Annotated in this window: 24 protein-coding genes and 4 tRNA genes; 8 read left to right on the forward strand and 20 right to left on the reverse strand. The window is 41.2% G+C overall.

Features of this window, described 5'->3' with window-relative positions; genetic code table 11:
• Nucleotides 1–228 precede the first annotated feature (228 nt).
• Both H562_RS0111590 and H562_RS0111595 read left to right on the forward strand, forming a co-directional pair.
• Entirely contained in the window at nt 229–1,266 is a 1,038-nt protein-coding gene (locus H562_RS0111590) for an asparaginase (protein ID WP_027377654.1), read from the forward strand.
• A gap of 73 nt (nt 1,267–1,339) precedes the next feature.
• Nucleotides 1,340–1,426 (forward strand) — tRNA-Ser (locus H562_RS0111595).
• Between the two features lie 150 nt (nt 1,427–1,576).
• Here H562_RS0111595 and H562_RS0111600 read toward each other — a convergent pair.
• From H562_RS0111600 to H562_RS0111635, 8 genes are all read right to left on the reverse strand, one after another.
• A complete protein-coding gene (locus H562_RS0111600; protein ID WP_027377655.1) occupies nt 1,577–2,608 on the reverse strand; it encodes an NAD(P)/FAD-dependent oxidoreductase in 1,032 nt (343 codons plus the stop codon).
• Nucleotides 2,609–2,683: 75 nt separating this feature from the next.
• On the reverse strand, nt 2,684–3,562 hold the full coding sequence (gene porN / locus H562_RS0111605) for a type IX secretion system ring subunit PorN/GldN (protein ID WP_051190501.1): 879 nt from the start codon (nt 3,560–3,562) through the stop codon (nt 2,684–2,686).
• Nucleotides 3,563–3,809: 247 nt separating this feature from the next.
• Nucleotides 3,810–5,369, reverse strand: coding sequence for a type IX secretion system motor protein PorM/GldM (gene porM / locus H562_RS0111610; RefSeq protein WP_027377657.1), 1,560 nt, complete (start codon nt 5,367–5,369; stop codon nt 3,810–3,812).
• A gap of 53 nt (nt 5,370–5,422) precedes the next feature.
• The gene (gene porL, locus H562_RS0111615; protein ID WP_027377658.1) at nt 5,423–6,109 is read right to left on the reverse strand and encodes a type IX secretion system motor protein PorL/GldL; all 687 of its coding nucleotides are present in this window, start codon (nt 6,107–6,109) and stop codon (nt 5,423–5,425) included.
• 51 nt (nt 6,110–6,160) lie between these two features.
• On the reverse strand, nt 6,161–7,576 hold the full coding sequence (gene porK, locus H562_RS0111620) for a T9SS ring complex lipoprotein PorK/GldK (RefSeq protein ID WP_027377659.1): 1,416 nt from the start codon (nt 7,574–7,576) through the stop codon (nt 6,161–6,163).
• Between the two features lie 113 nt (nt 7,577–7,689).
• Nucleotides 7,690–9,543: a glutamine--fructose-6-phosphate transaminase (isomerizing) gene (gene glmS / locus H562_RS0111625; protein ID WP_027377660.1), complete on the reverse strand. Its 1,854-nt coding sequence runs from the start codon at nt 9,541–9,543 to the stop codon at nt 7,690–7,692.
• 21 nt (nt 9,544–9,564) lie between these two features.
• The gene (locus tag H562_RS0111630) at nt 9,565–11,109 is read right to left on the reverse strand and encodes a DUF4270 family protein (protein ID WP_027377661.1); all 1,545 of its coding nucleotides are present in this window, start codon (nt 11,107–11,109) and stop codon (nt 9,565–9,567) included.
• A 6-nt stretch (nt 11,110–11,115) separates the two neighbouring features.
• Complete coding sequence (locus tag H562_RS0111635) at nt 11,116–11,895, reverse strand: glycogen/starch synthase (RefSeq protein ID WP_027377662.1); 780 nt, start codon at nt 11,893–11,895, stop codon at nt 11,116–11,118.
• A 192-nt stretch (nt 11,896–12,087) separates the two neighbouring features.
• Between H562_RS0111635 and panC the strand changes: the two genes are divergently transcribed.
• Nucleotides 12,088–12,936, forward strand: coding sequence for a pantoate--beta-alanine ligase (gene panC / locus H562_RS0111640; RefSeq protein ID WP_027377663.1), 849 nt, complete (start codon nt 12,088–12,090; stop codon nt 12,934–12,936).
• 157 nt (nt 12,937–13,093) lie between these two features.
• On the opposite strand, the gene H562_RS0111645 is transcribed toward panC, so the two are convergent.
• The 3 genes from H562_RS0111645 to H562_RS0111655 form a co-directional block, all read right to left on the reverse strand.
• Nucleotides 13,094–13,166: transfer RNA gene (locus H562_RS0111645), tRNA-Lys, on the reverse strand.
• Between the two features lie 100 nt (nt 13,167–13,266).
• Nucleotides 13,267–13,352: transfer RNA gene (locus H562_RS0111650), tRNA-Leu, on the reverse strand.
• Between the two features lie 50 nt (nt 13,353–13,402).
• Nucleotides 13,403–13,475, reverse strand: a tRNA-Lys gene (locus H562_RS0111655).
• Between the two features lie 126 nt (nt 13,476–13,601).
• Between H562_RS0111655 and H562_RS0111660 the strand changes: the two genes are divergently transcribed.
• A complete protein-coding gene (locus H562_RS0111660) occupies nt 13,602–14,111 on the forward strand; it encodes a shikimate kinase (RefSeq protein ID WP_027377664.1) in 510 nt (169 codons plus the stop codon).
• Here the strand turns inward: H562_RS0111660 and H562_RS0111665 are convergent.
• Nucleotides 14,108–14,533, reverse strand: a complete 426-nt coding sequence (locus tag H562_RS0111665) for an RNA-binding S4 domain-containing protein (protein WP_027377665.1) — start codon at nt 14,531–14,533, stop codon at nt 14,108–14,110. The two genes, H562_RS0111660 and H562_RS0111665, sit on opposite strands and share 4 nt — an antisense overlap.
• Nucleotides 14,534–14,592: 59 nt before the next feature.
• Here H562_RS0111665 and H562_RS0111670 point away from each other — a divergent pair, with 59 nt between their 5' ends.
• Entirely contained in the window at nt 14,593–15,318 is a 726-nt protein-coding gene (locus H562_RS0111670) for a hypothetical protein (RefSeq protein WP_027377666.1), read from the forward strand.
• A gap of 3 nt (nt 15,319–15,321) precedes the next feature.
• The gene (locus tag H562_RS15070) at nt 15,322–16,335 is read left to right on the forward strand and encodes an acyltransferase family protein (RefSeq protein WP_051190492.1); all 1,014 of its coding nucleotides are present in this window, start codon (nt 15,322–15,324) and stop codon (nt 16,333–16,335) included.
• Here H562_RS15070 and recO read toward each other — a convergent pair.
• The 4 genes from recO to H562_RS0111695 are packed head-to-tail and all read right to left on the reverse strand — an operon-like array spanning nt 16,313 to nt 20,958.
• Nucleotides 16,313–17,002 (reverse strand): DNA repair protein RecO, encoded by a 690-nt coding sequence (gene recO, locus H562_RS0111680; protein WP_027377667.1) that lies wholly within the window; start codon nt 17,000–17,002, stop codon nt 16,313–16,315. The two genes, H562_RS15070 and recO, sit on opposite strands and share 23 nt — an antisense overlap.
• Complete coding sequence (porZ, locus tag H562_RS0111685; RefSeq protein ID WP_027377668.1) at nt 17,002–19,239, reverse strand: type IX secretion system anionic LPS delivery protein PorZ; 2,238 nt, start codon at nt 19,237–19,239, stop codon at nt 17,002–17,004. The genes recO and porZ overlap by 1 nt, the downstream gene beginning before the upstream one ends.
• A 5-nt stretch (nt 19,240–19,244) precedes the next feature.
• Complete coding sequence (locus H562_RS0111690; protein WP_027377669.1) at nt 19,245–20,195, reverse strand: bifunctional metallophosphatase/5'-nucleotidase; 951 nt, start codon at nt 20,193–20,195, stop codon at nt 19,245–19,247.
• Between the two features lie 4 nt (nt 20,196–20,199).
• A complete protein-coding gene (locus H562_RS0111695) occupies nt 20,200–20,958 on the reverse strand; it encodes a 5'-nucleotidase C-terminal domain-containing protein (protein ID WP_027377670.1) in 759 nt (252 codons plus the stop codon).
• Between the two features lie 111 nt (nt 20,959–21,069).
• Here H562_RS0111695 and dapA point away from each other — a divergent pair, with 111 nt between their 5' ends.
• Nucleotides 21,070–21,942 carry a 4-hydroxy-tetrahydrodipicolinate synthase gene (gene dapA / locus H562_RS0111700; RefSeq protein WP_027377671.1) on the forward strand — a complete coding sequence of 291 codons (873 nt, stop codon included), beginning with the start codon at nt 21,070–21,072 and terminating at the stop codon, nt 21,940–21,942.
• 49 nt (nt 21,943–21,991) lie between these two features.
• Here the strand turns inward: dapA and H562_RS0111705 are convergent, their stop codons facing one another.
• The 3 genes from H562_RS0111705 to H562_RS0111715 form a co-directional block, all read right to left on the reverse strand.
• Nucleotides 21,992–22,720 carry an ABC transporter substrate-binding protein gene (locus H562_RS0111705; protein WP_027377672.1) on the reverse strand — a complete coding sequence of 243 codons (729 nt, stop codon included), beginning with the start codon at nt 22,718–22,720 and terminating at the stop codon, nt 21,992–21,994.
• 29 nt (nt 22,721–22,749) lie between these two features.
• The gene (mgtE, locus tag H562_RS0111710) at nt 22,750–24,069 is read right to left on the reverse strand and encodes a magnesium transporter (protein ID WP_027377673.1); all 1,320 of its coding nucleotides are present in this window, start codon (nt 24,067–24,069) and stop codon (nt 22,750–22,752) included.
• A 70-nt stretch (nt 24,070–24,139) separates the two neighbouring features.
• A complete protein-coding gene (locus tag H562_RS0111715; RefSeq protein ID WP_233701999.1) occupies nt 24,140–24,691 on the reverse strand; it encodes a pyruvate decarboxylase in 552 nt (183 codons plus the stop codon).
• A gap of 214 nt (nt 24,692–24,905) precedes the next feature.
• Between H562_RS0111715 and rpsO the strand changes: the two genes are divergently transcribed.
• Nucleotides 24,906–25,175 carry a 30S ribosomal protein S15 gene (gene rpsO / locus H562_RS0111720; protein WP_027377675.1) on the forward strand — a complete coding sequence of 90 codons (270 nt, stop codon included), beginning with the start codon at nt 24,906–24,908 and terminating at the stop codon, nt 25,173–25,175.
• Nucleotides 25,176–25,246: 71 nt separating this feature from the next.
• On the opposite strand, the gene H562_RS0111725 is transcribed toward rpsO, so the two are convergent.
• Nucleotides 25,247–25,489: a GlsB/YeaQ/YmgE family stress response membrane protein gene (locus H562_RS0111725; protein ID WP_027377676.1), complete on the reverse strand. Its 243-nt coding sequence runs from the start codon at nt 25,487–25,489 to the stop codon at nt 25,247–25,249.
• Between the last annotated feature and the right edge of the window lie 150 nt (nt 25,490–25,639).

The raw sequence follows: 25,639 nt of genomic DNA on the forward strand, positions 1-25,639 counted from the left end.
AGGTAATTGTTCAGCGCTGTTAGAGCTTCGAGCTCTAACAGCGCTCTATATGCGCTTCATTTTCGCGGGAGGGATCGCAGCGGAAATCCCGGACCCGCCCGCGGGGAGGAATTGCAGCGTAGAGCCCGGTTTTTTAGATTCTGCCGCGGCTGCCGCCGCGGCAAAATCTAAAAAACTCGCCCTAATACTACACGCCATTATTCTGCAAAATACACTATTTTTGAGCCCATGAAAAGAAAAGTACTTCTGATTTATACCGGCGGCACGATCGGCATGGAGAAGGATTATGAAACCGGCAGTCTTCAGGCTTTTGATTTTGGAAATATTTTTAAAAAAATACCCGAAATGAAACTGCTCGAATGTGAGGTTTCCGTGCACCCTTTTAAAAAACCGCTTGACTCCTCGGATATGGGTCCCGAAGAATGGAAAATTATTGCCAATTACATAGGTAAAAATTATCATAATTTTGATGGTTTCCTGATTCTGCACGGCACCGATACGATGTCTTATACCGCCTCTGCGCTGAGTTTCATGCTGAAAAATTTGGGGAAACCTGTAATACTGACCGGTTCTCAACTGCCGATCGGTGATCTGCGCACCGATGCAAAGGAAAATCTGCTCACCAGCTTGAATTACGCCAGTCTCTACGAAAACGGAAACGCTGTCATTCAGGAAGTGGCCGTCTATTTTGAATATAAACTCCTGCGCGGAAACCGTACGCTCAAATATTCAGCGGAATATTTTGACGCGTATCAGACGCCAAACTATCCGGTTTTGGGCCAATCAGGCGTGCATTTGAATATACAGAAAGATTTTTTGTGGCGAAACACGACATCTGAACCTTTCCACGTTGACAACCACATCTCCCAGGAGGTATTCTTCTGGCGCATTTTTCCCGGTATGCATTTGAATCATTTTTCAGAAATGCCAAAAGTGAAGGTACTCATCCTGCAAGTCTTTGGCTCCGGGACGATTTTCAATACGCAGAAAACGCAAACTATGCTTCAGAATCTGCGAAAACAGGGAACTGAAATCGTAGTGATCTCGCAGTGCGTTTCAGGCGGCATAACTTTTGGGAAATATTCGAATTCCAATATTTTCACAAAAATAGGTGCGATAAGCGGTCGCGACATCACGGCCGAAAGTGCACTCACCAAAGCGATGCATCTGCTTGACAATCCTAAATATGAAGGAACTTTCGCCGAAAACTTTGCCAAGAATCTCTGTGGTGAAGTATCAGTTGAAACACATGCTGAACACTATTGAAATAACTTTTTCAAAAAATCAAGATTCTGTTTTTAGAAGTCAATAAATTACGCTATTTTTGCAGTCTTCAATTAGAGAGGTGTCCGAGTGGTTGAAGGAGCTACCCTGGAAAGGTAGTATACGGGTAACTGTATCGTGGGTTCGAATCCCATCCTCTCTGCAATATTTTCAATAACCTGCTGTTTTCAGTGGGTTATTTTTTTTAGCTTTACTTAAAGTTTTCACTGATTGTCGTGGTCGTGAATCTATCATATACCGCCCCTGAATAGATGAAATAAAAATAAAATCTTTGATGATTTAAAAAAGCCCATTATTTGCGAAAGCGCGTTACATCTACTTCCGGCATTAAATCTTTCCCAAATTCGATATGTTCGAAAAGTTCACGTGCGAAATAACAGCCGTTTAAAATTCCGCGCGCACCCAGACCATTATAGACGAAATAATTGAGGTGTTCCGGATGATGACCTAAAATGGGCCGCCGGTCTTTTACAGTAGGGCGAAAACCGTAATTCACTTCCACGGTCTTAAAATCATGGAGATAAAAAGCTACCAGGCTTTCTTTCAGTTCCACTTCTTTAAAATCATCAATTTCATTTTCCCTTTCGTTCGGATCATAAGTACCACCGTAATAGTGAAAGTCATCATTTAACGGAAAAAGAAAATGCTTCTTTTTGATCGTGTATCTATTGGTTGGTTTTTGCTCAAGCTGAACTTTCAAGTGATGACCTTTATTAGGAATCACAGGTATGTCGCAGAAAAAAGGATTATCCCTGACTCCCATTCCTTCGCAAAAAACTATATTTTTAAATTTAACATCCTTATATTGATCTCCGGAAATCGATTCGTGATAAAAGCGCTCATTAATCAGAATGTACTTTTCTGAAAGATATTTCAGAAAATCAGTAAAAAAATCATCTACATTTACTCGTGCAGATTTCTGTACAGCCCCTGTTCCAAATGGATTTTCTACGACATCCAGCTGCTCGAAACATGGATCAAGAAAAGGCCGCAGTTCCTCGGTTTGTGACTTTTTCAGCCAGAGCTCTTTTTCGCTCTCATCGTGAAAAATCCGATGAATCCGCTCGTTGACAAGATAGTTTTTACCGGTATATATTGCAATTTCGGCCATAGTTTGGCTGAGAAAGTCTATCTGTTCTTCAGCGAGCCAAAACGTGGTAAATTTCTTCAGCACAACCGGATTTACAATACCTGCAGAAATATGGGAAGCACTTTTCAAACCTTCAGAATACATTATGAAAGACTTGCCATGCTGCAGCAGCTGATGCGCAAAAAAAACGCCCGCATAACCCCCGCCAACAATTATATAATCAACATTTTTCATTTTCATTTTACAAAAGTTTTCAGAAAAAAACCTGAGCAAAAATACTCAGGTTTTTATTGTTCTTGACAGGAACTCTTAGTAATTCCACATGTCATTCTCCATCTGAAGGATTTGCGCTTTGATGGCTTCACTTTCTTCAAGCTGTGCATCGGCATCGCGCGGAATGTAATCCTTGATCACGCCGTTGCCTAAACCGTTATCCGATTTATATATCACCGTTGAAAACCGGCGCGCATTGAGCAAATCATCAAAAGTAATATCGGAAGAGAGATTTTTATTATTGAAAACTACAGAATTTGCAAGAACTTCCCGCGCATCCGGATAATATACCCAGAAGAGGTCGATCAGTTCATCTTTTGAGGCTAACGGCTGACCGTCGGGTCCATACTGTCCCATTGTGGCAGGATCCTGACCCATAGCCGCAATCCCAAGAAGGCGGTATTTCATCTGGCTGTCGCGACGATCGATGTACCACATTCCCTTGATTTTCAGAACTTTTACATTTTCAGTCTTGGTTTCGTATACATTAGTATATTCCTTCTTTTCCTCTTCCGTTAATGTGCCGGTTTCGTTAAGTCTGTCAATACCGGCATCGCTCATCACCGCGTTTTTAATTCTTGCCTGGATGGCTTCGGGATCGAGACGGACAGTGAACAGTTCATCATCATAAACTTCTTTAATCCGCCCATCGTTAATGGCATCGAAAAGAATTTGATAAAGTGATTTGTTCTGAGAAACCAAACCGTCTTCATTATGGTAAAACGGCTGATTCAACTTGTCATTCATGTCGATGATCTCCCAAACGACCATACTTTTCAGAATGTCTTTGTCTTCGATGAAACCATATTTTAAAGGAGTTACCTTGGTTGAAACCATAGAGTCTCCCTGCTTGATCATACCAAGTTCGCGGTATTTTCTAAAGGATTCCGGAGATTTTGCATTCAGGATCGACATTGAGTTGATCGGAGTATCATCGACCTCACCACCTGCTGCGGGAAGTTCCTCTGCAGGAATCTCTACAACCGGAGCTTCCATTTCCGCTTTTGGAGCAGGAGCGGTAGTTTTGGCTTTCTTTCTGGGTTTTTTCTTGGTCTGTGCGCCAGCAACGCTGAAACTTAAAGCAAGAACTATTAATAAGACCTTTTTCATTCTGAATATTTTAAAAACTATAGAAGAGTTCTTCTATCGATTACCAACGTATTTATTGTACGTTTATTATCACGTTTCCGATGTTTTTTAATTGTTGGTTACCAAGCCCCGATGCGGTTGCCTGAATGTTGAACACGTATGCAATATCACCTGCGCGCAAACCTTTGGTCAGGTTTGAAACGGCACCCAAGGAATTTCCGTTTACAAGCATCGCTGCTTTGCCCGGCACTTTAAACATAAAGCTGTTCACCGTAAAACTAACCGGGAAATCAAAGTCCGGCATATCTGCTGTTACATGCTGGTTCGGAATTGAACTTGCCGGCATGGAAACCACATTTTTACCCTGAATCTCACCGATTGGCGGCGGCACGTTTTTAATTCTGAAAGGGAATGCCTGCGAAATCAGACCGCCTTTTGGATCACGTCCGGAAATGGTAAGTGTAACTGTATTACCTCCACCAGGAGTTACCGTCCATTTTCCGCCACCACCACTCACAGAAGCTCCTGCAGCAGATAAGGATATTCCCGACATGTCTGCACCTAAGATGGAACCTGAAATAGGATTCGGTAAACCACGGTACAACACATTCATTTTATCAGCGGTTAAGATTGCGCCTTTCTGAGCTTTCAGTTCCTGAGCTCCGGCGATTACTTTATAGGTATGATCGTAGGTCAAAGGTATTTCTTTTCCGTTTACATCTTTAAATGAAATTGTTCCGCGGAAACTGTGGTCACCCAGAGTTCCTGTATTTAAAGTCGTGGTTCCCTGACCATTCACTACAGTTAAGCCCGGCATCGAAAGTCCCGGAACATTGCTTGAATAATTTCCAATGGATACTTTGGCAGGTGCGCTCTCACCCTGAATTACAGTTGTAGGAGCAGAAACTATTGCCTGGTATGCGTCAAACTTGATATCCGCATCTACTTTTTCCTGAAGCATTACAGAAAGTGCATCGCCCTGAATACCTCTGGCAGACGACTGAATCACTTCCAAATTAGAAAGTGCAGCGATCAAAGGCTGGTTATAAAACTTATACTGCACCCAGTTCTTACCGTTTTTCTTTTGAGGAAATTCGGAAACCATCTGCTGGTTCGTACGTTTGATCAGTTCGTTCATTAATTTATTTCCCGCAAAAGTCTGAGTAATATAACTTTTGAAAGCGTCGATCTTTGCTTTCAGATCCTGCGCTTTTTTAGAGGGAATATTTTCATCGCCACCATTAAAGAAAAGATTTGTAGAGGGTTCTGTATTGTTCAGCGCGGCGAAACTTTCCTGGATTTCCTCTTTCTGATCGTATTCTGCCTCCTTACTTAATTCGATCTTTAAGCCTTCGATATAAGTTACAAGGTCATTAGCTTTAGCTTCAAGGCCGCGATAATTGTTCAGCGGTGTTTCAAAAGTTTCCGGTGTATTTTTAGCCTTTGCTTCTAAAGTCTGCTTGAAGATGGAGTTGTTATTTTCTGTCAGTGTTCTGGTATCTTCCAAAGATCCCGTGGTATCTTTGTAAGAGCGAATGATCTCCTGATCGATCTGCATTGCAAGCATTGCAATGAAAACCAGATACATCAAGTTGATCATCTTCTGACGAGGCGTCTGTTTTCCCTGTGCCATTTTTTAGTAAATTTTGTTAATAGTTTAAATTTTTAAATCTAAATGGTAAGGAATTAAGATTTCATCGCGCTGAGCATACCGCCGTAAACTCTGTTAAGACTGTTAAGGTTTGAAGTTAATCCGGATAATTCTTCGTTGAATTTCGCAGAGTGTGCAGCAGATTTCTGCATGTCTTCTACGTATTTTTTGCTGTATTCTGTCTGGGATTTACCGTGCTCCAACTGCAGTGCGTAGAGCGCATTCATGCTTTCGAGATGACTTGATGCCAATAAAAGCTGGTCATTGTATTTTTGGGTAGATCCTGTAACATCTACAGTTTGGTTGATCTGATCTACAGAATTGGAAAATTTGTCGATTCCTGTTCGCAGTCTTTCGAATAAGCTCACGTCGAGTTTCGCATCCTGCAACATTTTGTCTAATCTGTCTGAAAGTGAAGTTTCCAGTTCCTTAACTTCTGCAGACTGTAGTGTCATAGAAGAATGCTTTGGATTTGGATTTGCCTCCTTGTCGAGTAACTCGGGATATACATTTTCCCAGGCGTACATTTCCTCTGATTTGGGAACATCGAATGCAAAAATGGTAAAGATGATCGCTTCAGTTATTAGACCTGCGGCAAGCATCACGTTTCCGGAAAGTGGACCTATGCTCCAGTGCGTCATCTTAAAAAGAGCACCTATAATCACGATCGCAGCACCAATTGAGTAGATGAAGTTGTATGTGGCTTCTTTAGTTTTAAACATGTGTTGAAATTTGTTTGTTGGAAATTATTGTTATTTGGTTTTTTTCTGAATTTAATTCGTTCTTTTCTTGAACTTGGCGGTTCCTTCCGGAATATCCTGCACAGTACGGAAGCCAATATAACTTCGGGCAGAATCTTTTCTTTCCCAGTCACGCGAACCGTTCATCAACAGATAACCTACATCTTTCCAAGAACCTCCTCTTACAGATTTTTTTACCTCACGGTAAGCCTGGTTAGACAGATATGGATTTAAAGTAGAAGCGAACTGATAAGTGGAGTTGTTATAAGGTGACTCAGTCCATTCGGCAACATTTCCGGCCATATCATAAAGTCCAAAACCGTTTTTACCAAACTGTTTTACCGGTGCTGTATATGTATAAGTTCCTTTCTTTTCGTCTTCAATATAATTACCGCGCTTTGGTTTAAAGTTGGCAAGGTAACAGCCGCGGTCATCCTGCAGATACGGTCCGCCCCACGGATAAGTCGCATTTTCTTTTCCACCTCTGGCCGCATATTCCCATTCCGCCTCAGTTGGAAGCCTGAATGCCATTGGTTTTTGTTTTTTCTTCTTTAATGACTCGTTGTAGTCTGATTTCAGTTTGGATTTGAAATTACAGTAAGCTCTTGCCTGATCCCAAGTCACACCTACAACCGGATAATTTTTGTACGCAGTATGCCAGAAATATCCATCATATAAAGGTTCGTTATACGCATAGTTGAAATCCTTGATCCAAACTGTGGTATCCGGGTAAACAGCGATACTTTCTTTTTTCAGATATTTTTCGCCTCGGGATTTATCTTTAACTGCAGACTCAATATCTTCCCAATTATAGGCATACTTCAGTTTGCGCGTATCGATTATTCTTTCGTTATTAATTCTTTCTGCAGGTGGAATATAAACAGATTCCAGAACTTCGGCATATTGAGCGTCCGGATATTCTGAAGTTTTCCAACGGATCGGAACACTCCAGTCAAGTTTCTTGGATTCATCATAGCCGTCTCTTCCGCCCTGCGACTCCAAAAATTCCTGATAAGCAGTTTTGTCTTCACCCGCTTTTTTAGCCAGGTAGGCAAAATCTCCAATTGAACCGCCATCTCCTGTTGAACCGCCGTCTCCTGCTGCTTCGGCTAAAAGTGTACGAACGACTGAATCCCGAACATAATTTATAAATACACGGTATTCTGCATTGGTGATCTCAGTTTCATCCATAAAAAATGATGAAACAGTAACTGTTTTTAGGTTCGCTTTTTCCGGAGTGTTTGTGAAATCCTGGTCGGCAAGTCCCATTACATAGGAACCTGCAGGTATGGCAACCATGCCGTAAGGTCTAAGTGAAACGAAGGATTTGGATTTTCCTTTAGGAACGAGTTCACCTTTTATTCCGGGTTTCCCGGCTGATGAACCTCCCCTCTTGGAACAGGAAATAATAAGGGTGGCAGACATTAATACAAGAAATATTCTTTTCATGCTATTCATTGGAAATTAAGCGGTAAATATATAATTTTTTTTAAAAAACAATTATGTTTTTTTTTGCAAAACGGAAAAACGATTGGATTATTTTATCGAATTTAACATTTATTTTATTCTACAGTTACCGATTTCGCTAAGTTTCGCGGCTGATCCACATTGGCACCGCGGTAAACTGCAATGTAGTAAGCCAATAGCTGCAAAGGAACAGATGCAATAATTGGCGAGAAACATTCTGAAGTTTCCGGAATTTCAATCACGTAATCTGAAACTGAAGAAACCTGCGTATCTCCTTTATATACAACCGCAATTACTTTACCTTTTCTTGCTTTAATTTCCTGCACGTTGCTTACGATCTTATCGTAATGCCCGATTTTTGGCGCGATGATCACAATCGGCATATTCTCATCAATCAGTGCGATGGGGCCGTGTTTCATTTCCGCCGCAGGATAACCTTCAGCATGTATATAAGATATTTCTTTCAGTTTCAGGGCACCTTCCAACGCTGACGGGAAGTTATACCCTCTTCCCAAATAAAGGAAGTGCTGCGCATCGACGAAATGTTTTGCTATTTCTTTGGTGATCTCATGAGTGCTTTCCAAAACTTCCTCAACTTTTTTCGGTAAAGTATCCAATTCTGTAATTAACCTCATGAATTCCTGATTGCTCAGATTACCATTGTGTTTCCCCAATTTCAACGCGATGAGCGAAAGTACGGTAAGCTGCGAGGTAAATGCTTTTGTAGAAGCAACGCCGATCTCGGGACCAGCATGGGTATATGAACCTGCATCTGTAACTCTGGAGATCGATGAATCGACCACATTACAGATTCCGTACACAAACGCACCTTTCTCTTTTGCCATTTTAATCGCGGCCATGGTGTCGGCAGTTTCACCGGACTGGGAAATTGCAATGACCACATCTTTTTCGGTAATGATCGGATTCCGGTACCTGAATTCAGAAGCGTATTCGACCTCTACCGGAATTCGCGCGTATTCTTCAATCAGATATTCGCCGATAAGTCCAGCGTGCCACGATGTACCACAGGCAATAATTGTAATTTTCTGCGCCTGGTTCAAACGTTCCAGGTGATCCCAGATTCCCGCCATTTTTATAATTCCTTCTTCAACAAGTAAGCGTCCGCGTAAAGTATCGTGGATAGATTTTGGCTGTTCGAAGATTTCCTTCAACATGAAATGTTCGTAACCTCCTTTTTCGATCTGCTCCAAACTCAGCTTTAATTCCTGAACCTGCGGCGCAATCTTTTCATTATCCTTGATATTTCTGATGTCAACACCTTTATCCAAAGAAATGGTAGCCATATGGCCTTCTTCAAGATATACTGCTTCTTTAGTAAATTCAACAAAAGGTGATGCATCCGAAGCTATAAAATACTCGCCGTTGCCCAACCCTATTGCCAGAGGCGAACCCAGCCGCGCTACGACCAGCAGTCCCGGGAAATCTGCATGCATTACTGTAATTGCATAAGCTCCGTAAACTTCATTTAAAGCATATCGAACCGCAGTTGGAAAATCAATATCGATATTGATATCCATAAAATACTGAATAAGGTTGACCAAAATTTCGGTATCGGTTTCCGACTGAAATGTAAATCCTTTTTCAGTAAGCATTATTTTTATAGTATCATAATTTTCTATAATACCGTTGTGAACCAAAGCGATCTTACCGTTATTTGAAAGGTGCGGATGCGAGTTTCTGTCGCTGGGAACACCATGTGTCGCCCATCTGGTATGGCCCATACCGACTTGAGCTTTCCCGCGCAAATTTTCGGAAATAGCCACAAGATCATCGACCTTACCTTTGGTCTTAGCAACTTCGAACCGGCGATCCTCTCCCTCTAATACGATTCCTGCACTGTCATAACCACGATATTCCAACCTGCGAAGGCCATTGATTACAACTTCATAAGCATCCTGAAATCCCGTATATCCGACTATACCACACATATTTTAACTCTTTTTATATTATTATTTTTTTCCGTAAGTCAGAATAAGCTTTGCGCTTTTCTCGTTACCAGGTTCTGTTCCCACAAATACAACTCTGTATGGTGTATAAGTTCGGGTATTGAAATTTTGCGATCCAAGTGAAGGATAGGACGCTCCCAATAAATTTCCGTCCACATCAGTAGTGTACTGTCCTACATTAGCAATAAAATGCCCGGTTTGCGGATTTTGTAATTCTATGATGTTCTTGAAGGTCTGCGTAATGCCGATATCATAATATGCAGGATTTGCATTAAGGTCGTGACCTTTTACAAGGTTATAGACGCCGGTATAAGCAAGTGTACGCATATCATCAAGGAAAGTGTCCAGACCTTTTTGTTTCACTACGAAATAGTCTGGTTTTTTGTATGCATTGTTCCATGTGGCAACATCGGTATAGATCCGCAGTTTTGCCGAAATGATCCCGATTTTTTGAGTGTCGTACAAATCCCGCACTGCTGCAATGGTTTCACCCGGGATCCGCAGACCAATACCGGGACCGCCCATTCCCTGCATATAGAGTTTTGGCGCACCATTGATGGTATCCTGTACAAGATTTGCAGATGGCGTACCTGCTCTGTCGAAAGTAATCTGGTTGAAATGCGTATTAGAAGAACCCAAGTCAAGTATAAAATTACCTGCTTCACGGGTAGTTGTACTTCCATCAACCTTGTCTTTTTTGTAATACAGGTTAATGACTACGCTATTGGGATCAAAGCTGAAAATATAACCGTCGTTCTCGTTAACCGATAATTTAATTCCGCGGAAATAACGGATAAATGAGGCTGCATCCGTCAGGTCAGGTGAAGAACCTTTCTTAATGATCTTATTCTGAAAAAATGTAGAATCCAACGGGATCCTGATCGATGGTTCACGCTTATAAAGTTCGGTATTGTCGGCATCTTTTGTAATGACCACAGCACTGATGTCCCCTTTAAAAACCGTGGAACCGATTAAACTGCCGGTCGTTACGGATCTGTTGGATCTGATTTGGTCGGTATTTGCACCAAGAAAATCCGTTACCTCATTCACTTTTATATTGAAGACCGTTTTGGAATTAAGCTTCGTTTTACCATATTTAGTTACAGGATAAGTGCTTACTACCTTTTTCGCAGGCACTGCACCATCCGGGTATACATAATCATCAACAGTAGTGGTAGTAACAGAATCTGCCGGGTAAGTTGGCTTTAATACCAAAACAGCAGAATCCAAAACAGGGTTAGTTCCAAAATCCGGGGCGTAAGAAGACAGCCGAACCTGCGACACATACGCAGATTTCTGCAGCCCAAACTGAGGCTCATCAAAAGCACCTAAGGTCGCACTCTGCAGGCGCGCCGCATCTGTACGTATAGAATCACCATTATCTACATTATAGGCAATAACAGGATATGAACTTTCGGTACCCACAGCACCATTCTGAAAAAACTGGGATCCGAGCTGATCCGCATCCGGCTCACAACTCCACAGGATTACACTCCCAATTACCAATGCTGCGGTAATTTTGAATAATTTTTCTATCTTATTTATCATTAAAAATTAAATTGATTTGTATAATTTATCGAAAGATTCGCTATCCAGATATTCGGATTTGGCGGTTTTTGTATTGGCGAAAGCCTGGTCGAGATTATCCTGAAGGAACTCATCACCTTTATGTACCACGTCGACCAGATCCATACTTTCGATAACGAACTGCTGAAAACTTGGCTTTTTAAACGCAGCAAGACCGGTAATATTGTCGAACTTCAGTTTTTCTTCAATAGAATCCGAAAGTGGCTGATCCTCTTCATTATAAACGGAAAGTACGAGTTTGGAATCGTTGAAGTAAGAATCGTTTTTGTAGAAGGTCTTGAGGTAAATCGGGATGAAAGAAGCCATCCAGCCGTTTAAATGAATCACATCGGGCACCCAGTTCAGCTTTTTGATTGTTTCTATCACACCTCTGGCAAAGAAAATGGCGCGCTCATCATTATCTGTGAACGTTTCTCCATCGTCTTCGTTATAAAACTCTTTTCTTTTGAAATACTCTTCATTATCAATGAAATACACCTGCAGACGCTCGCCGGGAAGCGAAGCTACTTTGATGATTAACGGCTGATCAAGATCATTAATAATAATATTCATCCCCGAGAGGCGAATAACTTCGTGAAGCTGAAATTTACGTTCACTGATCTGTCCAAATTTGGGCATGAAAACCCTCACGTCATTACCGTCCTGATGCATCTTTAATGCCATTTTGTTTACCATGGCTCCGATGTTGCTTTCTTCCTGATACGGGAACATCTGGGTCGTGACATATAAAATCTTTTGATTCGGCATAAATTCTTTCGTTGTTCGTGTACTTGCAGAAAATTCTACAGCGCAAAATTACGAAATTTTAATGTAATATTTTTTAATTAACATTAATTAAGAATTATAAACGTATCACGCAAGTTGCGGGTGAAAAATATTTTTTTTCAAGCATTCTTTTTTTCCCGGAAAAACTTACTTTTACCCTGCTAATAATAAACTATGGAAATTTTCAGAAACAAAGAGCCGCTCCGTGCGTATGTGGAACGGCAGAAGGAAATGGGAAAAAAGATCGGGTTTGCACCCACCATGGGCGCTCTCCACAGAGGCCACATTTCCCTGTATGAAGTGGCGCGCAAGGAGAATGACCTGGTCATCTCATCTATATTTGTAAATCCCACACAGTTTAACAATGCCACAGATCTGGAAAAATATCCGCGCGATATCGAAAGAGATTTGAAAATATTAAAAGCAAGCGGTTTTGTAGATGCAGTTTACGTGCCGCAGACCACAGATTTATATCCCGATAAAGTGGAAAGCAAATCCTATGATTTCGAAGGACTGGAAACCGAGATGGAGGGCAAATCCCGCCCCGGGCATTTTGATGGCGTGGGAACTGTGGTAGAAGAACTTTTCCGGCAGGTGAGGCCAGACAATGCTTACTTTGGCGAAAAGGATTTTCAGCAGCTTGCGATCATCAAAAAGCTTGTTGCGATTTTAAAACTTCCGGTGAAGATCCATGGCGTATCCATTTACCGTGAAGAAAATGGTCTTGCGATGAGTTCCCGCAACCAAAGGTTAAGCAAACCACAGAAAGAAGCCGCCAAGGTGCTTCACCAGACGCTCCTGAAAGTGAATGACTGGTTTCGGATCATCACTGTTCCCGAAATTTATGACAGAGTTAAAGATATATTTGATGATCAGGCAGGAATGGCCTTGGAATATTTTGAGATTGCGGACGAGGACACCCTAAAGGAGACCGATTTTTTCTACAAAGGGCACAATTACCGCGCTTTCATCGTGGTGAACGTGGGAGATGTGCGGCTTATCGATAACCTGCATCTGGACTGATGCCGGATTGGACCTCCGTTTTTGAAACATACATTCGTTCTTTCAAAAATAGAATTTTAGAAAAAATTAAAAGTCTTCCGTTGCGGGAAGACTTTTAAACACCAAATCACAAAAATATTAATATGAAAAAAAAATTACTTCTTGCAAAGTAATTTTGTGACCCGGCTGGGATTCGAACCCAGGACCCATACATTAAAAGTGTATTGCTCTACCAGCTGAGCTACCGAGTCAAATGAAAATTTCAGATTTTAAATTATAATTTAAGTATGCAAAACAAAACTTAAAATATACCCAATCATTTAAAATTTAAAATTCAACATTTAAAATTTTTGGTGCCTGCGACTGGACTCGAACCAGCACATCCATAGGAAACCACCCCCTCAAGATGGCGTGTCTACCAATTTCACCACGCAGGCAAAAAAAAACCGTCACGTCGTTAAAAAACGAGACGGAGTTATTTTGCTTGTGACCCGGCTGGGATTCGAACCCAGGACCCATACATTAAAAGTGTATTGCTCTACCAGCTGAGCTACCGAGTCGGCCACATTTATAAAACAAATAATCCGGAGGTTGAACCTGCTTACTTTCTGTTTTTAAAGTGGTGCAAAGATAAGGATATTTTTAAATTTTCAAAATATTTTTAGTAATTTGTAGAAAAGTTTAACATGAAAATTTCTCTAATTGGATACATGGGCAGCGGTAAATCACACGTTGCCAAAATATTGAGCCGGGAAATGCAGATAAAATTAATTGATCTCGACAGGCAAATTTCTTCGAAAAATAATCTCACAATCCCCGAAATCTTCGAAAAGAGAGGCGAAATATACTTTAGAAAAGAGGAAAGGGAAACCCTGGAAGAAGTTTTGGCCGATCCCGAAGATCTTATTTTAAGTCCGGGCGGTGGTACACCTGCATACTTCAACAATATGGAACTGCTCAACCGGCACACCGAAAGTATTTTTCTGCGCACCTCGGTGATGACGCTTACCGAACGGCTGCTGCGAAATAAAGACCGGCGCCCGCTCATCGCTAAAATTCCGCCGGAAGGTCTTCCGGAATTTATTGCCAAACATTTATTCGAAAGAAATGCATTTTACGCACAGGCAAAATTTACAGTGGATACAGACCGCAAGACCATCGATCAGATTGTAGCGGAGATCAAAAAACTGTTTTAATCCTCAACTTCGCGGAAAAACAAATCCCAGTCACCGCTGTCGTCGGCCTCCGTTGGTTCACCTTCAATATAATCATCCATTGCTCTGCGGTCTTTCTTGGTAGGCCGGCCTTCACCTTTGATGCGGTAGTAATCCTGAGTCAGTTTACGCTGCTGCAGAATTTCGTACTGTTCTTTATCCGTTTTATCTTCTATAAACAGCGGTACGAGTTTTGGCCCTACTCTGCTCTTGGGAATATCTAAGATTTTTATCTGATAGTCGATCTGGTTTTTGCGCACCTTTACAACATCACCTGGATGTACCTCGCGCGATGATTTTACAACCTGTGTTCCTACTGAAACCCTGTTTTTCTTAATCTCATCAGCGGCAATACTGCGGGTTTTATAAAATCGGACACACCATAAAAATTTATCGATTCTCATATTTTATTTATACTTTTGCTGCATTAAAAATTTTAAGCAATTTAATGATAAAATTCAAAATGAAAAAGACATTCCTGTATCTTGCTTTGGCATCACTCACCATCGTGTCCTGCCGAAAGGATGTTGAAGAAATAATTCCCGAAGTAAGTATAGAAACCCAGAACACATATGATGATCAGGCCGCACAGGCTTTTTTACAAAATCATTACCTCGACGAAAAAGGAAACCTGCAGGATCTGGTTGCTACAGATACAGTGCATGTAAAGCTGGCTGATATGATTCCAGCGCCGGTAACTTTGCCTTCAGGTGTAATTTACCTCGTTCGCGCAGGTGCGCAACCCGATCCCGGCACGCCGGTCGGCACGTACGATGAACTTCATTTAATGAGTGCCTCTTATTCTTACTTAGCCGAGGAGTTCGAGGGGAAAGCACGCTTTGGTCCGCCATCCCTTTTCAGAAATACCATTTCCGGTACCGGCATCCCGGAGACTGATCCTTCGTATTACTATGTAAAGAAAAGCGTTTTGGAAAAGGCAACATACGCTCCTGCAAAAGAGCGTAAATATTACGAGATCGAAGGATTTCAGGAAGGTTTAAAGCATTTCGCCGCGTTTAACTTGCCTGATGAGAGTAACTATAACCTTCAGGGTGTGATCATTGTACCGTCCAGAGCTGCGTTTGCACGGGACGAACATTATAACTACACCGGAATCAGTTACCGAAACCGCAGTTTTGTTTTTAATTTCCAGATTTACAAAAGTATTTTTTCAGCAGAGCCGCGATAAACTATGAAACACCACAATAACTTCGATTTTCTGCGGTTTTTATTCGCGTTTTTAGTTGTTATTGGTCACACGATCATTTTAAGTGGCCGGCCGGAATTTCAAAACGATTTTTTTGCCGCTATGCCGAATTACAGTGTTTTCTGCTTTTTTATCATCAGCGGTTTTCTGATTTATTCGAGTTTCGATAAATTTAAAGATATTAGAAAATATACCATCAACAGAGCGAGAAGGATACTTCCCGCTTATTTTTTTGTGGTCATATTCTTTTCCTTCTTTCTGTATTTTTTTTCGGATCTTACTGTGAAGCAGTATTTCTCAGCTGAATGGATAAAATATCTGGCGGCGAATCTGGCTTTCATGAACTTCTTTAAACCGTGTTTAAATGATGTTTTTAATGGAAATCTCACATGCGCCGTCAATGGTTCACTTTGGACGATCAAGGTTGAACTCATGTTTTATATTTTTATACCTTTTTTGTTTTTGCTGTTACAAACAAAAAAACGGTACTCAAAAAATATAATACTTATTTCGATCTATGCACTTTCAATCACCTACTCCGCAATACTGCTGCACAACGGGAAACATGAGCTCGCCAGGCAGTTACCGGGAGTATTAAGTTATTTCTGCACCGGGATCCTGCTGTATGTGAATGCGGATTTTTTTAAAAGAAAAATTAATGTGCTGCTGCCTTTTGCAGTGCTGGCAGTTATTTTGGAAAAAGGTGTTTTCTCACAGAATTTATTCACTCCGTTTGCTTTAGGTATCTGTATATTCTGGTTCGCGTACCTGAATGTTCCGCTAAAAAAGTTCGCGAAGTATGGTGACTTTTCTTACGGCGTATATTTGGTTCACTTTCCAATTGTTCAGATCTTTGTACAGGAGAGGTTATTCGAAAAATATTCTTTCGCAGCGTTTTTTGCCTGCTTATTTCTGGTGGTGCTCTCCTCAGTTTTTATATGGAACGTTATAGAAAAACCGATGCTGAAGAGGAAGTTTAATCATAAATCTGTTGTATAACCGCTAATGAAACAGGTTCCCGAAAGCCCTCGTAATGAAGCTGGTAGTACTGCATCAGCGAATCTATCATTTTTTTTCTGATGTTTCTGGAGAGTTTTATTTGATAGATGTTTTCCTCAGCAATATAGTTTTTCCAGACACCGGAAAGTTCTTCATCAAATAACTGTGCACTCTGCACCGAGCCAAAATTTCCCTCTTCAGGATTTAAAAAAGGTAAATCAGAATGCAGCGGAGAAATGCCCTGCTTTTGCAGGATTTTGAAAACCAATCCGATATGCGCATCCAAATTTTTCCGGTAAAGCTGGCCAAGAAAGTTTGATATTTCCGTGTAAATTGCCGCATGATTCTGTTCTTCCCTCAAAACCTGGTGTAGAAAATCTGCGGCAAAAAAAAGTATGGAATTTATATTTATGTCACTGTATTCGTAGGTACTGTTTACAGTTTCTATTTTGGAAATGGTTTGCAGCGAATTTCTACTTCGCGCGGAATTGAGCGTGATCTGCATTTCGCGGAGCGGAAATAAAAAGGATTTTTTTTTATTTCGCGGCGCATAGATTTTAGAGATAAAAAAACTTTGGTAGCCATGCTTTTCTGAAAAACAGTTCACAACTGCTCCATCATCGCCATATCTTACATGCGAAAGTAAATAACAAATGAGGGTGGTCATTAATTTACGACTGCGATTTTAGCAGTGGCTGTATCGGTACCGTCTGCATTGGTCATTAAAAGGAAATAAATGCCTGAAGCTACCCGAACGCCACGGTGGTTGTTAAGATCCCACTCATAATAGCCCCCGCGCGAAACTGCCTGATGAACCAAATTACCCGCGGCATCAGTAATGCGGATATTTGTTTTCTGAGCCAGACCTCTTATGCTGACATTCCCTTTAAAGTTGGAGTACACAACGGGATTCGGATAGACCAGTACATCTCCGAAATTTTCCGTAACCTGCAGTACGTCCCCCTGGTACACCATCACACCATCCAGGGTAACAAAGTACACTTTTCCGGTTTTATTATCCACTTTAATATCTGTGACACTGTTACTTGGCAGCGGTGAATTTTCTTTGGTAAAATGCCTGATCGTCTGCTCCCCCGTGGAACTTAGATAAAACACACCGCCATCATCAATAGAAACCCATTTCTGGTTTCCGGCATCTACTTCTATCTGAAGTACATTACTGTCGCGGAAAAGTTCCTCGCCCACTCCGTTTTCCTCAATGATGATCGGCTCGGCCTGCGGATTGTCGTCACTTAGGATTGCCGATGGATTACCGATTATTCTTACGCCCACACGCGTACCGATCCAGATATTGTCATTTTTATCAATTGTTGCAGCGACTACCCCATCCGCAGGAAGATTGTTGGATTTGCGCAGAATCTTAAAACGGTCATCATTAAGTGAAGACGGCGTATTGTTATAATCATATATGATTAAACCGCCGCCAGTGAAAACGGGATCCGGAATGTATAAAATACCATTTTTTGTAAAGGGTTTTTGTGCGCGGCCTGCCGTTACAACATTTACCAAAGAAAAACTGTCTGTTGCAGCATTATAAAGATAAAAGCCTGTCTTGTTATCGTTAAGGGCTTCGGAAACAAACAGCTGATTGTTCTCATCAAAAGTTAACCCTATTGATAGGTTTAAAAATCCACCTGTACTCGCATAAATTTTAGCCAGCTGGCCATTATCCATTTTATAGATTCCTTTTGTACCGTCAAAAGAAGTATAATTTACAAAAAAAACTTCGTTGGGCTTGGCTGGATTTATAACCGCATCAAGGACATTATAATTAACGTTTGTGTTTTTAAAAAGGTCGGGGTAATTCCATTTAAGTCCATCAAAATAATAATAACCTAAATTCCGGTATACCGGCACGTTAAATGCATCTCGGCCACCCGTAGAAACCGCAAGCTTATCGCCCTGTATATCGATTTTGTAAGAGATATTACTGTATGGCCCGTCCGGTTTGATCGATTCACCATTTTCATTTTTAATGCCGGATACTTTTGTTCCTGCATAGATTTTACCGGTCGTATAAAATCCCGTGTTCACCACCTCATCGGCGCTGTATGATTTTATAAAATTTCCCGAAAGATCGAAAATGTAGACAATGCCGGAATCAGCAACAATCAGGTTTTGAAGTGTAACCACTACATCCTGCACATTTGAAAATGATTGCGGCAAAGCTGAAAATGATGCACCATCACCATATTTCACAGTATTGGCATTTGCATACGCAAGAACGGAGCCGCCGGCGATTTGGGTAAAACTCCCTGCTTCTACGGTTTTCCAGCCAATCTCAGGATTTGAATATATGGGGAAATTAATATCCATCACGTGAGATTTTAATCCTGTGGGTGTCACTACGTACACCGTGTCGCCCGTGATGGTGGCCTCGAGTGCTTTTTCGAAACCGCTGCTGACGGTAAAGAACGCAGAATCACCAAACTCCTTCCTGTCCAGATTGTATATTGAGACTCCATAGTCAACGGATATTACCGCCTTGTTTCCCGTAATTGAAATATGGTTGATCACTTTACTGCCGTTATAACCCGAAGCCAGCGGAATATCAACTACATACGTGATACCTTCCGGCGTAATTACGTCCATTGAACCATTTTGGTATCCCACGAGACCTGTTTTTGTCTCAGGATTATAATCGTACGCGGTAATCTTTACATCATGAAGACCGTTTGCTTTGGAAAGTTTTGTGAGCTCACCTGTAGCAGGTGTATAGAAAAATATTCCGCTGTCTGTTGCTGCAATAAGTTTCCCGTTATCTTCGCGGATCGCCAGAACATTGTTATAGGAGAACAGATCCGTCCATTTGCTCGATGAAATAATCTGCGCAGGAAGACTCAGCGTGAACAGCAGGAAAAGGAACGGTAATATTTTTTTCATCTTTATTAAACTATAATAGTATCATCTATAACTTGATTATGCCATGAAATATTTTTCACAGATTTATTGCGGTCAAAATAAAAATCGAGTTTCCCCAATAACAGACCTGCCCAGCCGACCTGATTTACAAGTACATTTTTACCTTTACGGTTGAGGAATGTTTGAGGTTCCGGCAGAAAAGTATGCGTGTGACCACCCAGAATCAGATCAATACCATCGGTTTTTGCGGCAAGGATCTTATCGCTGACTTTATTGGGAGCATCTTTATAATCATATCCAATATGCGAAAGGCAAATAACCAGATCGCATTTCTGTTCATTTCTTAAGAAATCTGCGTAATGCTGCGCTGTTTCGATGGGGTCGTGATAAACTGTTTCGCCATAATCTTTTTTGCCCACAAGCCCAGCCAACTCGATTCCGACACCAAAAATTCCGACTTTAATTCCGTTTTTATTAAAAACTTTATAAGGGATCGTGTGCCCGTCGAGTATGGTATTTTTAAAATCGTAGTTTGAGCAGATAAAAGGAAATTTTGCATTGGGCTGCACTTTTTTAAAACCTTCCAGACCATTGTCGAAATCGTGATTTCCCATTGTAGAGGCATCATAACCCATCATCGACATAAGTTTTAATTCCAGTTCACCACCAAAAAAATTAAAATACGGCGTTCCCTGAAATGTATCGCCGGAATCCAACAGAAGCACGTTGCTTTCTTCAGTTCTTATTTTCTGAATTAGCGCAGCGCGGCGTGCAAATCCACCCTGATTCGGGTTTCGGGTATAACTTTCATCAAACGGTTCAATTCGGCTGTGCTGGTCGTTGGTATGTAGAATGGTGAGTTTGCGTTCCGTGGGTGCATTTATCTGCGCAAGATTTTCGGCGGACAATAAACCGGGCGCCAAACTAAACGCCAGAGTGCCACCGCCAAGAGTTTTCAGAAACTGTTGTCTGTTCATCGCTTTACTGTTTTTTGTTTTTAAAGTTGATGCGCACATCTGTAGGAGCAATAATTTCCGGTGTTGCCTTAAATTTCTCCAGGAAGAGATCGCGCAGTTTAATACCGGTGGGAATCATTTCACCTTTCCCAAAGAAAGTCATATTATCACCGCCCAAAGCCAGATAATCCGACGTCGCGATGTAGTAAGCTTTCAAGGGATCAACTTCTTTCCCGTTGATGAGTTCCTTTACGGTCATGCCGTTTTCAGTTTCAATATATAAATGGGAAATTGGGTTATTCTTCTGCGTTTTCAGGTAATAATCGAAAAGTCCTTTCAGGTCAGCACCTTTCATCTTCACAATGATCACTTCATTTTCGAAAGGCATTACTTCATAAATACTTTTGGTTAGGATATCGCCCGCACCAATCGTAGAGCGGATGCCCCCAATATTTATAACCGCCGCATCCACACCGTTCGGAAGTCCGTTTGATTTCGCCCACTCATCGGCACCTTCAAAAGTATAATCTGCCAACAGATTGCCCAGATTACTGTTATCGCCGTTTTTATTTAAATCTACTGAAGTATAGGAAATCTTTTTATTCATTTTTCCTTCCAGTTCTTCTTTGTAGGGTTTTACCACTGCGGTTATATCAGAATCTTCCGGTAAAGCCGGCGCTATAGAAATATTCTTTTCGGTCTGTATATTGGCAATGTTCAGAGGAACTTTGCAAGCTGTGAGGGACAGCGCTGCCAGACCGATTAAAAGAATTTTGTTTTTCATAAAAGTAATAATCTAGTGTTGCAAATATAGAGATATGAATATAAAGTTCGGATTTTTTTTAATAATTTCTCGCATTAAATTTCGTATTTTTGAAACATTAATTTTATAAGAATGAGCAATTTAAAAGGAGTTGGCGTAGCGCTTGTAACGCCGTTTAATGAAGATTTATCTGTTGATTTTGATTCGCTGAAAAAATTGGTGGATTACAACATAGAAAACGGCACGGACTATCTTGTGGTCCTCGGAACTACTGCCGAAGCAGCTACCCTTTCGACTGAAGAAAAAGAGCAGGTGATTGCACATATCATTAAATATAACAATAAACGTGTGCCATTGGTCTTAGGAATTGGCGGTAATAATACCATGGAAGTAAAAAAGCAGATTGAAACCACTGATCTTTCTGATTTTGAAGCAGTACTTTCCGTTTCCCCTTATTATAACAGACCAAATCAGGAAGGGCTTTACCAACACTACAAAGTTCTGGCGGAAACCGGCAAAAAGATCATCATCTACAACGTTCCCTCGCGCACCGGACAAAACATTGAGGCAGCAACTACTTTGAGACTGGCAAAGGAATTCCCGAATCTGATCATGATCAAAGAAGCAGCACCAAATATTTTGCAGTATTTTGATATTTTACGTCAAAAACCAGAGAATTTCAATTTGGTTTCCGGTGATGATGAATATACGCTTCCCGTAACACTGGCGGGTGGAAACGGCGTAATTTCTGTAATTGGACAGGCTTACCCGAAAGATTTTTCAACAATGGTTCAGCTCGCTTTCGAAGGGAAAGTGAAAGAAGCGTACGAAATCCATAATAAACTGGTCGAGATTACAAGACTGATTTTTGCCGAAGGAAACCCCGCAGGAATAAAAACAGTTTTGGCGCAGAAAGGCATTGTAAAGAATTACTTGCGACTTCCCTTAGTCGTTGCCAGCGACGGTTTACAGCAAAAAATAAAATCAGAAATGGCAAATATATAAGTTGATCGCCACCAGCTAAATTAAAGGTCTTTGCAAAAAGATCTTTTTTTTATTCAATGTCTTCAGATATTAGCGCTTTAAAGTAAGCCGAACATTTGGCTAAGTGCGTGCCGTACCACGAAAACGCTTCACCATCAACAGGAATAATTTTTGCAGTCGGCAGCACATCCTGCAGCTCGCCGGCGTGCTTTTCATTAAACGGAAAAGGTTCCGAAGAAAGAAAAATGTAATCTGCACCGCTCATTTCCCCCACCGAAATTTCGGGATAACGCGTTCTGCATCCAAACATATTTTCGAAGCCAAGTTTTTCTATAATGTCGTGAATGAAAGTATCCGAACCCACGGTCATATAAGGATTTTTCCAGATGAGATAGGCTACTTTTTTAGGTTGATCAACATTAAAACCGGAAAAAACCCCGTCAATTTTTCTGTTGTAGTTTTCAGCCGTTTCCCGCTTGTTCATGAGTTTTCCTAAATGGGTAAGGAAACTCCTGTTGTCTTCCAAAGTTGCAATATCGGTTACCCAAACTTTGAAATCTCTCATAAGTTCTTCAACCTGAAACTGATCATTCTCCTCCTTACTGGCGAGAATCAGATCTGGATTCAAAGCCTTAATTTTTTCCAGATGAAGGTTTTTGGTTCCGCCAATGACCTGTACATTTTTCACCTCCTGCGCCGGATGAATACAGAATTTCGTTCTGCCCACTACATCTTCGGAAGTGAGTCCAAAATCGAAAAGTGCTTCCGTGAGACTGGGAACAAGAGAAACTATCTTCATATCAGGAATTTAGAACAGAAAAAACAAAATCAAAGCATTTTACCCGAAAGAAGTAAACCGGCAATGGTAAAATAAATGATCAATCCGGTCACATCCACCAGAGTTGCCACAAACGGCGCGGAAGAAGTTGCAGGATCCAGCTTCAGGCGTTTCAGTACAAAAGGGATCATGGAGCCCGAGAGTGTTCCCCACAAAACGATCAGCACCAAAGAAAATGAAATACTTAAGGCCACAAAAACCCAGTGTTCACCGTAATCGAAAAGCCCCGATTCCTGCCAGACCGCGATCCTTATAAACCCAATTATTCCCAGAATTCCGCCGAGGCAAAGACCGGAAACGATTTCCTTGCGCATCACATACCACCAGTCTTTCAGCGTGATTTCCTGCAGAGCCATAGCGCGGATGATTAATGTTGCGGCCTGTGAACCCGAATTTCCACCACTCGAAATAATAAGGGGTACAAAAAGTGCCAAAACCACGGCTTTCTCAATTTCTTTTTCGTAGAAACCCATCGCCGACGCCGTAAGCATTTCAGAGAAAAAAAGAATCACAAGCCAGGTAGCTCTTTTCTTGATCATTTCCGTCCATGAAGTTTGAATGTATGGCAGATCCAACGCTTCCAAACCCCCGAATTTCTGAATATCCTCGGTATTCTGTGATTCGATCTGATCCAGAATGTCATCGATCGTTACAATTCCAACGAGTACACCGGCTTCGGTAACGATGGGCAGTGCAGTGCGGTCATATTTTTCGAAGTACTGCACGGCATCTTCCTTTGATGTTTTTGTAGAAATGGCCACGAAATGATTATCCGTGATATCGGAAATCGGCGTATCTTCTTCTGCCAGCAGTAAAGCGCCAATTGCGATATCATCAATCAACTTGTTGCGCTCATCAACTACATAAAGGTGGTTCATTGTTTCCATCTTTTTCCCCACTTTTTTTATCTGCTCCAGGCACCTCTTCACCGTCCATTCCTTACGGATCTGGATGTAATAGGGCGTCATAAGACGGGCAATGGAATCGGAATCGTAACCCAAAAGCTTCAGCGCGATACGCCGTTCCTGCGGATTAAGATGATTAATGGAGTATTTGATAAGCTCGTCGGGAAAATCTTCAAACAAGGCAGTCCTGTCATCCGGAGTCATGGCGTTCAGGATCTCAGAGACCTCATCACTGCCAATGCTGCGAATGGTTTCCTCCTGAAAATCCGGATCCAGGTGCGAGAAAACATCGGCTTTATATTGCTTGGGAACCTTCAGAAACGCAAGCAGCCGCTGATCGGCGTGTAGACCGCTGAGCGTTTCGGCAATATCCGCAGGGTTGAAGATGAGTTCCTTATTTTGCAAGCCTTATTTTTTAGTACTGCAAAATTAACTCAAAAAGTGAAGATTAACGAATAATCCCCGAAAAATTAAATCAAAACAGGTTTGCATCTGCCGTGGGAGCACCGGTCTTGGTTCTGGTTCGGGCGAGATATTTAGTCATATTTTGTATGGCGCCGGCTGTTCCTATTTTAATGGAATTTTCGGCTGAACCTAAAAGTCGCGCATTCTTTTTATAGGTATCGTAACTGGTTTCGGTCAGTAAATTTCCAGAGGCATCATAAAGCTTCATGCTGATGATCACCTGATTTGAAAAAATATATTTACCGAAACCTACTTTAAAATATTTGACCTTGGGAACTACGGCAAGCTCCGCATTATTGTTTATGCAAAACTCTTTGATTACAGAAGCCTGCACAGAATCGAATGGCATCGGCGAATCTACACGAAGCATTTTGAGGTTTCGGATGTGATTTTCTTTTTCGGAAACAGCTGCGTAAAAGGCTGTGTAGGTCGGTTCGCGAATTTCGAGGATATCGGGAAAGATTTCGGGATTAAAGTACAGAATGTTCTGGATCTTCGCATTTTTTGCTGAAGCAAAGGTCGGTATAACGGCTGAGCGGCAACCTGTCAGCGAAATTATCATTAAAGAAAAAAATGATAAAAAGTAGAAATTTTTCATTATCGTGTGTGGTTACAAAAATACTGCCATTCGACGGAATATCAATAAAAATTTTAAGAAATCTTTAACATTTATAAATCATTTATTTTGAGCTGAAAATCAGGAATTTATTTTTCGCGTTAAGAAATTAGTTGTACTTTTGCAGCCGTTACATAATAATCATTAAAATAATATTGGAATGTACTTAACAACTGACAAGAAGAAAGAAATCTTCGGAAAACATGGAAAGTCTGATACAGACACCGGAAGCGCAGAGGGACAGATTGCCCTTTTTACCTTCAGAATCAACCACCTTTCAGGTCACCTGAAAAAAAACCACAAAGATTATGCGACTGAGCGTTCTTTGGTACTTTTGGTAGGTAAAAGAAAAGCACTTTTAGATTATCTTAAGAAAAAAGATATTACTCGATACAGAGCTATTATTGCAGAACTTGGTTTGAGAAAATAATCTCATTTCACCACACAAAAAAAGCAGTCCATAACGGATTGCTTTTTTTTATTCAGTTAAACGAGGTTCTTCTAAACCCTGCCCCGTGTAAAAAGATTCACAACCGCGAGCAAAACAATAGCACCGATCGTACCTGTAAGGATTTCGCCTACAACGCCGTCGCCAAGTCTGCCGCCCAGCAGCCAGTATCCGATAAAACCACCGACGATACCAACTACGATATTACCGATGAGGCCAAGACTTCCGCCTTTAAAGATTTGCGAACCCAGCCAACCTGCGATTGCTCCAATAATGAGTGTCCATAAAATTCCCATAATTTTAAATTTTTAAATGTTAATTATTTGTTGTCTGGTAACATTCCAATTTTGTGCCGAAAATTTTTCCGATTGCCCTGCGTCGCGCCTTTGCAAAGTTTATGGACATATTTTTTATTCAGAGTTTACCTTTACACTTTATAAAGACTT

This window comes from Kaistella palustris DSM 21579 (genome assembly GCF_000422265.1).
GTDB lineage: Bacteria > Bacteroidota > Bacteroidia > Flavobacteriales > Weeksellaceae > Kaistella > Kaistella palustris.

Excerpts from the sequence above, each read along its gene's own strand:
- H562_RS0111590 (WP_027377654.1), top strand. The coding sequence starts at position 229 with ATGAAAAGAAAAGTACTTCTGATTTATACCGGCGGCACGATCGGCATG.
- H562_RS0111600 (WP_027377655.1), bottom strand. The coding sequence starts at position 2,608 with ATGAAAAATGTTGATTATATAATTGTTGGCGGGGGTTATGCGGGCGTT.
- porN (WP_051190501.1), bottom strand. The coding sequence starts at position 3,562 with ATGTCGATCCTGAATGCAAAATCTCCGGAATCCTTTAGAAAATACCGC.
- porM (WP_027377657.1), bottom strand. The coding sequence starts at position 5,369 with ATGGCACAGGGAAAACAGACGCCTCGTCAGAAGATGATCAACTTGATG.
- porL (WP_027377658.1), bottom strand. The coding sequence starts at position 6,109 with ATGTTTAAAACTAAAGAAGCCACATACAACTTCATCTACTCAATTGGT.
- porK (WP_027377659.1), bottom strand. The coding sequence starts at position 7,576 with ATGAAAAGAATATTTCTTGTATTAATGTCTGCCACCCTTATTATTTCC.
- glmS (WP_027377660.1), bottom strand. The coding sequence starts at position 9,543 with ATGTGTGGTATAGTCGGATATACGGGATTTCAGGATGCTTATGAAGTT.
- H562_RS0111630 (WP_027377661.1), bottom strand. The coding sequence starts at position 11,109 with ATGATAAATAAGATAGAAAAATTATTCAAAATTACCGCAGCATTGGTA.
- H562_RS0111635 (WP_027377662.1), bottom strand. The coding sequence starts at position 11,895 with ATGCCGAATCAAAAGATTTTATATGTCACGACCCAGATGTTCCCGTAT.
- panC (WP_027377663.1), top strand. The coding sequence starts at position 12,088 with ATGGAAATTTTCAGAAACAAAGAGCCGCTCCGTGCGTATGTGGAACGG.
- H562_RS0111660 (WP_027377664.1), top strand. The coding sequence starts at position 13,602 with ATGAAAATTTCTCTAATTGGATACATGGGCAGCGGTAAATCACACGTT.
- H562_RS0111665 (WP_027377665.1), bottom strand. The coding sequence starts at position 14,533 with ATGAGAATCGATAAATTTTTATGGTGTGTCCGATTTTATAAAACCCGC.
- H562_RS0111670 (WP_027377666.1), top strand. The coding sequence starts at position 14,593 with ATGAAAAAGACATTCCTGTATCTTGCTTTGGCATCACTCACCATCGTG.
- H562_RS15070 (WP_051190492.1), top strand. The coding sequence starts at position 15,322 with ATGAAACACCACAATAACTTCGATTTTCTGCGGTTTTTATTCGCGTTT.
- recO (WP_027377667.1), bottom strand. The coding sequence starts at position 17,002 with ATGACCACCCTCATTTGTTATTTACTTTCGCATGTAAGATATGGCGAT.
- porZ (WP_027377668.1), bottom strand. The coding sequence starts at position 19,239 with ATGAAAAAAATATTACCGTTCCTTTTCCTGCTGTTCACGCTGAGTCTT.
- H562_RS0111690 (WP_027377669.1), bottom strand. The coding sequence starts at position 20,195 with ATGAACAGACAACAGTTTCTGAAAACTCTTGGCGGTGGCACTCTGGCG.
- H562_RS0111695 (WP_027377670.1), bottom strand. The coding sequence starts at position 20,958 with ATGAAAAACAAAATTCTTTTAATCGGTCTGGCAGCGCTGTCCCTCACA.
- dapA (WP_027377671.1), top strand. The coding sequence starts at position 21,070 with ATGAGCAATTTAAAAGGAGTTGGCGTAGCGCTTGTAACGCCGTTTAAT.
- H562_RS0111705 (WP_027377672.1), bottom strand. The coding sequence starts at position 22,720 with ATGAAGATAGTTTCTCTTGTTCCCAGTCTCACGGAAGCACTTTTCGAT.
- H562_RS0111715 (WP_233701999.1), bottom strand. The coding sequence starts at position 24,691 with ATGATAATTTCGCTGACAGGTTGCCGCTCAGCCGTTATACCGACCTTT.
- rpsO (WP_027377675.1), top strand. The coding sequence starts at position 24,906 with ATGTACTTAACAACTGACAAGAAGAAAGAAATCTTCGGAAAACATGGA.
- H562_RS0111725 (WP_027377676.1), bottom strand. The coding sequence starts at position 25,489 with ATGGGAATTTTATGGACACTCATTATTGGAGCAATCGCAGGTTGGCTG.